Genomic DNA, 6,561 nt, shown 5'->3' with positions numbered 1-6,561 from the left:
GGCCGTCTTTCAAAGCCGGTTGTGGCGCGTGGCTTAAACATCACTGTAACCATTCGAACATCGCGGTTCGAGCGGGTTCTCGTTTGTTGTAAAAGCAACAAACAAAAACAATCCTTTTGTTTCTAAATCAATTGCTTATAAAGTGGTGCAAAATATGAATGAGGTAAGCCATACAGAAAATAACGCTGTGTTCGCTTGCTTATCATTTGTCGGTGTTTATGTCTGAAATCATTCTGTTCCCTATTTCCGATAGGCAACAAAAATCCGAGCTCGACGCGGTTATCGACGATGCGCTAAAGGCCGTCCCGCGGAAGGACAGAGAAAAACTAAGATTTGAGTTGATTAAAACCATTGACGGTTTCGATACCTTTTTCAGCGAATGGTCATTGAGTTTACCCGAAGAGAGTAACGAAACGCTGAGAAAGCAAATCTACGATATTGCCCATCAGGAACACGATCGAAAAATGCGTATGCTGAAAGAAATTATGCGATTAAAGATTAAAGTGCTGGTTGCGGAATATCATCAACGCAAGTAATTCGGTTGGTTTTTGATAATTTGGTGCCTGGTATCAAAGACGCTTACTGGCGCTACACATAGTCGATTGTCATACATGAGTCGTTTTTAGGCCAAAATATTCCTTGAGGATTGTTATATGAGTGAACTTGTAGATGTAAATTGTGTTGCGGACCTTGAAGTCGATGCCGATAAACTACTGGTGGCTTTTGCGAGCTCGGATGGGGAAATTATCAATCAGCATTTCGGCTCGTCCTTGGGATTTCACGTATACAGTATCGATGCCGACAGCGCGACGCCGATGGCGGCTAAATCGTTTGGCAAGGAGTTGCGCGACGGTAACGAAGACAAGTTAAAGCCGAAACTGGCTTGGTTAAACGGCTGCGATTTGGTCTATTGCGGCTCGGTCGGCGGTTCGGCGACGAATGAATTAATCAAATTGGGCGCGCACCCGGTCATTGTCAAAGGCGGGCCGGAAATTGAAGAAGTGGTCGCCGAATTGCAAAACGAGTTGTCCGGAACGCTTTCGCCGTTGCTGGAGCGTATATTCAAGCAAAAATCCGGCAAAGATCAGGGCCGATTTGACGAGATGGCGGACGAAGAATGGGATGAATAATACAATGTCGGCTAATGGGCTTTAAATGCTGAACCCGAGCCACGCTTTCGATCGCATCGCTAGCGTGGCCCCGAGTTCATTCAATATCTCCCGCCAAGGCAGCGTCCACCGCGCGCAAAATATAGTCGTTGTCGCGAATATTTCGCGCAACCTCCATGATCTCTTGATAGGCATAATTGTGTAAATTAAAACTTATTCGATCGATTTGCTTATCGTCAATAAAAATATCGAGTATCAATAGCACCGAATTATCGTCCGGTCCGGCGTTATCGAACACTTTAACGCTGGATACGATTTTCATATGTTCGTCTATCAGGTTGATATATCGCAACGACGATAAATGTTCGATTTGTGTTTGGTTTAATCCGTTTTTGTTGCTGCTCATGAGGCGAATGTAAAGGCTGAGTCTGAAAATTTGCAGATATTCAAAAAGCAAAGCCTATGCCATATCTATTGAATTTACGCGCGGAATCTACTCGTAACCGTTCAATCGCCAGCCATCGCTGTTTGGCTTGGGTGCATTAAGTAAAACGGCGCGGCCGAAACGAGGCTCTAAGTTCAGACATCGCCGTTCGCGTTTTCGGTCACTACAATTTTCGGCGGTTTCGAGGGCTGATTTTCCACCTATCGAAGGTGCCGAACTTGCATCTTTAAACAATCCCTGTAAAGTTGGCGCGCTGAAATCGTTGCGATTTCAAGCGGGTAGGCGTGGCGCGGATTGACAGTGCCTCGCCGGGCGCACCAGCCCCCAAAGCAGTTGCGCGACTGAAAAATTATAATAACAACGGCAACCGAGAGGTTCGGGCTCATGAGTTTGGAAACCAAGTTCAGCAATGCGCAGTTGCGGCGCATCAATTTACAATCGATTCTGTATCTGTGTTCCTGTCCGTCGCAAGTCGGCGTGCAGATCGACAGCCTGCGCAAGCTGTACGAATATCAAGCCAATTGCGCCGAGCGCGGCCGTAGCGAGCTGCAAAGCCAGGTGCATGAACGTATCGCCGAAGCTACGTTGGCGGCGCATCGGATCATGGAGGAGTGCTTGCAGGATGTCTTGAATCTGGAAGGGTGGGACCCGTTGACGCTGGAAATGCCGGAAGGTTTGCGGACCCTGCTCGAGCAGGAAATCGACGGTGGTTGACGGCGCGAATATGATCGCGCCCGTCCGACGCCGGCCGAACCGTCACACCCGCGGCTCGAATTCCACCGAGAAGCGGCCGTAGCGTTGCAGAATCGCCGGCATCAACAGCAGATTCAGCAGCGTCGAAGACGCCAAGCCGCCGATAATGATCGCGGCCATCGGCCCCATGATTTCCCGGCCCGGATTGTCGCTGTCGAAGGCGACCGGCAGCATTGCCAGCGCGGTGACCAGCGCGGTCATCAAAATCGCCGGCAGGCGCTCCTGGGCACCGCGGATCAGCGTGGCTTGGTTCCAAACCTGGCCTTCGAATTCGATCAAATGCCGGTAGTGCGAAATCAGCATGATGCAGTTGCGCACGGTAATCCCGAACAACGTGACGAAGCCGACGAAGGAGCCGACCGAAAGCGTTGCGTCGGTGACGACCACCGCCGCGACGCCGCCCAGCAGCGCGAACGGCAGATTCAGCAAGGTCAACAGCATATGGCGCAGGCTGCCCAATGCGATGTAGACGAAAATCAGCACGCCGACGCCGGCCAGCAAGGCATGCACGATCAAGGATTCGCGGGCCTCGGCCTGCTCCAGCGCGGCGCCGACGAATTGCGGATGGGCACTGCCGGTCCAGGCGATTTCAGTGTTTACCCGCCGCTTGAGTTCGGCGACGAACTCGTCCATGTCTCTATCCCCGACCTTACAGGTCACGGTTTGAATGCGCTGCGCGCCCTGATGCAGAATGTTGTAGCGGCCCTCGCCGTGGTGAATATCGGCGATGTCGCCAAGCAACACCCGCTGGCCGTCGGCGTTTTTCAACGGCAGTTGCCGCAGGAATTCCGGATCGTTGCGTTTTGCCGGCGGCAAGGTGACCGTCACGTTAAAGATGCGGTTGCCCTGGATGTTCTTGCCGACAATGCGGCCTTCGTAAGCGGTTTGCAGCGTCGCCATCACTTGCGCCGGGCTGATGCCGCGAAACTTTAGGCGCTCGCCGTCGAGTTGGATTTGCAGCATCGCGCTGGCCGGCGGCGAGCGCATCTGAATGTCGGCGGCGCCGGGGATGGTCTCGATCAAGGCCGCCAATTGCCGGGCCTTGCCGTCGAGCTCGTTCAAGTCGTTGCCGTAAAGATTCACGACGACCGGCGCGGTATAACCGGAAATGGTTTCGTCAACCCGCTCGGTTAAAAAGGTATTGGCTTCGAAGCCGATGCCCGGAAAGCGTTCCAGCACGTCGCGCAGGCTGTCCAATATTCGTTGCTGGTCGCGACCGGACGACGGCCGCAAACGCACTTCGTATTCGCTGTAATGGCTACCGTAGGTGTCCGCGCCGCGTTCAGCCCGACCCGCCCATTGCGACACCGACTCGACGCCCTCGATACCGGCGAACTGTTCGCTCAACAACGCGCCGACCCGTAACGACTCCTGCAACGAGGTGCCCGGCGCGCTGGCGGTATGGACGATGAAATGGCCTTCGCGCAATTCCGGCAAAAATTGGTGATCCAAGCGCAGAAACGCCGCCAGACCGACCGCGCACGTGACCACGCCGAGGCCGGCCACGGCTCGGAAATGGCGGGTCGTCCACCGCAATTGTTTGGCGTACCAGGGTTTTAGCCGCTTGATCAGCGGCGGCTCGGCGGTGTCCGGCAGGCGCCGCCGCAGCAACAGCTGGCACAGCGCCGGGGTCAAGGTCAAGGCCACCAGCAGCGACATCATGATCGCCAGAATATAGGACACGCCCAGCGGCGCGAACAAGCGGCCGCTAACGCCCGCCAGGGTTAGCAGCGGCACGAACACCAGCGCGACGATGAAACTGGCGTAAACCACCGAGCCGCGTACTTCCAGCGAGGCGTGGTAGATCACTTCGTCGGCGGGGTCCGGGTGAATTTTCAGACGGTTTTCGCGCAGGCGGCGGAAGATGTTTTCGGTATCGATAATCGCGTCGTCGACGACTTCGCCCAATGCGATCGCCAGACCGCCCAGCACCATGATGTTTAAATTCACGCCGCAAGTCTGCAATATCAGGGCGGCGGTCAGCAAGGACAATGGAATCGCGGTGGCGGCAATCAACGCGCTGCGCAAATCGAACAAAAAGCCGTACAGCACCAACAGCACGAAGCCGCCGCCGATCAGCAAATGGCCGGCCAGATTGTGCAGCGAGGTTTCGATGTAGTCGGCCGGACGGAACAGGCGGGCATGAAAGGCGATGGCTTGCTGCTCGAACAGTGGTTGAAACTCCTCGAGCACCGTTTCGACTTGCCGCGACACCGACAAGGTGTTGGCGCCGTACTGGCCGATGATCATCATCACGATGGCTGGCTGGCCCTGGATTTGCGCGGCGCCGATGGCCGGGGCGGGCGCGTAGCCGACTTCGGCGACATCGCCGAGCAAAATATTGCTGCCGTTCAGACGCTTGACGACCAATTGCTTGAACTGTTGAGGATTACCCGGTTGACCGCCGATCTGCAGCGAAAAGCGCTGATTGCCGTTGTCGATGAAACCGGCGCCGCTGATTTCGCTGGCGCTGGCGGCGGCGTTGACCACTTCGTCGACCGACAGGTTGTAACGCTGCAAGGCCGCCGGCAGCAGTTGAATTTGCAACTGCTGAATGTCGCCGCCGAACACGTTGACGTCGGCGACGCCGGGTACCGCCAGCAGGCGCGGCACCAAGGTCCAATCCACCAGGCTGCGCAATTCCATCAACGATTTGCCGCCGGCCCGCAATCCTATCGTCATCACCGTGGCGGACGACGACGACAGCGGCAGAGGGATCGGCGTGCAGACTCCAGCGGGCAGCCGTTGGGCGATGCCGGTCAACCGCTCTCCGACCAACTGCCGGTTGCGGTAAACGTCGCTGCCTTCCTCAAAGGTGGCGGTGACGATCGACAGCCCTTGTATCGATTGCGAACGCAGATTTTTCAGACCGATCAGTCCGCTAACGGCCTGTTCGATCTGCTGGCTGACCAGCACCTCCACCTGTTCGGCCGCCAGCCCAGGGGCTTCGGTTTGAATGATGACTTGCTTGGGCGCGAACTCCGGAAAAATGTCCAGGCCGGCATGGGCGAAGCGATAGCCGCCGTAGCCGAACAGCAGTAGGGCCAGCGCGACGACGATGCCGGAATAGCGTATGGAAAAGCGGACCAGGAGTGCGAGCATGTTTGAGCGGCGGTTGGCTAATCGGCTATTTTGCCTGTCCGATCGATTTTGGTCCATGCCGGCTACGCGTAATCGCTGGCAGGCGCGTGGGCACGGACCGATCGAAACGTTTCGGGCAGTGAGAATCCGGGCGAAAACGCCTGGCAACGGTATCGCGCCGACATCGTCGTGGTTCGCGGTGTAACCGGTCCAGTCGCGGCCTGGATGGCGCGTTACTGCGTGGATAATATTTTCGTCAAGCGGCTTGGCGATCGGTCAAATACGAGCGGGTTTTAGCTGCATGCCTCCAATTGTGCTTCATGTTTAACTTTACGGTCATGAAAGGATTTTCGCCCAGGAGCATGAAAATAATGGGTGTAGGAGTAGCTTTAGCCGCGACCGATGGCGTTCAGACACCGGTATGAGTTTCGCCGTTCATTGTTGTTATTCCGTGATTGATTGGCGGATGCCGCTGTTCGGGGTGGCGATTTTCGGCAGCGCGTTCCGTTTTCCGCCGCGAACTGCGGCCAAAGCCAGGAAAATAGGCGATTGAACGGGTTTTGGCAAATCAAATGGTGCCGGCAATAGGAATCGAACCTACGACCTTCGCGTTACGAGTGCTGATTGGACGAATTGAAACAACGTGAAGCTACAGTATATTCCTTAAATATCAATAGTTTCAAGTTGTTTGGGTTTGAGTGGTTTTGAGTCGGTTTGTTTGAGTAGTGCGCCTAAATTTGCGCCTAGCTATTCTCGTCCCGAAGAACAGTCCTATAGCCATTTTAGATGAAAGAAATCGAGTGTTTGGTATACTTTCATCATGGAACCCTTCATTACTCCGAGTCAAAACATCAGCTTAGGATCAGGGCTTGAGTGGCAGCATTTTGCCAATCTCCCAAAGCCAGAGATTCGCCAGCGCTGGCAAACACCTACTGGGCAAGGAATACTTAAAAGCCTTCATTCAGGGCGTTTTTCAAGACAGACCTTGGAACAACATATCGGCAAGTTTGACGACAAATTTGATTTGCGCGGCATACCGTTGAATGGTGTTGACCTATCGGGTTTAGACTTGAGCGAGATAGAGTTTTTTTATGCGGATTTTTCGGGCGGAAATTTCAGAAATTGCAATTTCACTGCTAGTCACTTATCTGAATGCAATTTGTCTGGGGCAAT

Annotated in this window: 6 protein-coding genes; 4 read left to right on the top strand and 2 right to left on the bottom strand. The window is 54.6% G+C overall.

All coding sequences use genetic code 11. The features are described from left to right. Positions 1 to 218 precede the first annotated feature (218 nt). Entirely contained in the window at positions 219 to 536 is a 318-nt protein-coding gene (locus AC3B8H_RS16805) for a hypothetical protein (RefSeq protein ID WP_488442700.1), read from the top strand. 117 nt (positions 537 to 653) lie between these two features. After that, the gene (locus AC3B8H_RS16800) at positions 654 to 1,130 is read left to right on the top strand and encodes a NifB/NifX family molybdenum-iron cluster-binding protein (RefSeq protein ID WP_488442699.1); all 477 of its coding nucleotides are present in this window, start codon (positions 654 to 656) and stop codon (positions 1,128 to 1,130) included. A 76-nt stretch (positions 1,131 to 1,206) separates the two neighbouring features. Here AC3B8H_RS16800 and AC3B8H_RS16795 read toward each other — a convergent pair whose 3' ends face one another. After that, positions 1,207 to 1,515 (bottom strand): hypothetical protein, encoded by a 309-nt coding sequence (locus tag AC3B8H_RS16795; RefSeq protein ID WP_488442698.1) that lies wholly within the window; start codon positions 1,513 to 1,515, stop codon positions 1,207 to 1,209. 423 nt (positions 1,516 to 1,938) lie between these two features. On the opposite strand from AC3B8H_RS16795, the gene AC3B8H_RS16790 reads away from it, so the two are divergent. Further along, positions 1,939 to 2,268 (top strand): hypothetical protein, encoded by a 330-nt coding sequence (locus tag AC3B8H_RS16790; RefSeq protein WP_488442697.1) that lies wholly within the window; start codon positions 1,939 to 1,941, stop codon positions 2,266 to 2,268. Positions 2,269 to 2,310: 42 nt separating this feature from the next. On the opposite strand, the gene AC3B8H_RS16785 is transcribed toward AC3B8H_RS16790, so the two are convergent. Beyond that, positions 2,311 to 5,409: an efflux RND transporter permease subunit gene (locus AC3B8H_RS16785; RefSeq protein WP_488442696.1), complete on the bottom strand. Its 3,099-nt coding sequence runs from the start codon at positions 5,407 to 5,409 to the stop codon at positions 2,311 to 2,313. A gap of 799 nt (positions 5,410 to 6,208) precedes the next feature. On the opposite strand from AC3B8H_RS16785, the gene AC3B8H_RS16780 reads away from it, so the two are divergent. Continuing rightward, the coding region (locus AC3B8H_RS16780) for a pentapeptide repeat-containing protein (protein ID WP_488442695.1) at positions 6,209 to 6,561 on the top strand (353 nt) is incomplete at its 3' end.

It is taken from the genome of Methylomonas sp. BG-2 (assembly GCF_057766305.1).
This window is presented reverse-complemented; position numbering and strand designations above follow the sequence as displayed.

Bases quoted from the DNA above. Each gene is read 5' to 3' on its own strand.
- AC3B8H_RS16785 (WP_488442696.1), bottom strand. From the start codon at position 5,409: ATGCTCGCACTCCTGGTCCGCTTTTCCATACGCTATTCCGGCATCGTC.
- AC3B8H_RS16805 (WP_488442700.1), top strand. From the start codon at position 219: ATGTCTGAAATCATTCTGTTCCCTATTTCCGATAGGCAACAAAAATCC.
- AC3B8H_RS16790 (WP_488442697.1), top strand. From the start codon at position 1,939: ATGAGTTTGGAAACCAAGTTCAGCAATGCGCAGTTGCGGCGCATCAAT.
- AC3B8H_RS16795 (WP_488442698.1), bottom strand. From the start codon at position 1,515: ATGAGCAGCAACAAAAACGGATTAAACCAAACACAAATCGAACATTTA.
- AC3B8H_RS16800 (WP_488442699.1), top strand. From the start codon at position 654: ATGAGTGAACTTGTAGATGTAAATTGTGTTGCGGACCTTGAAGTCGAT.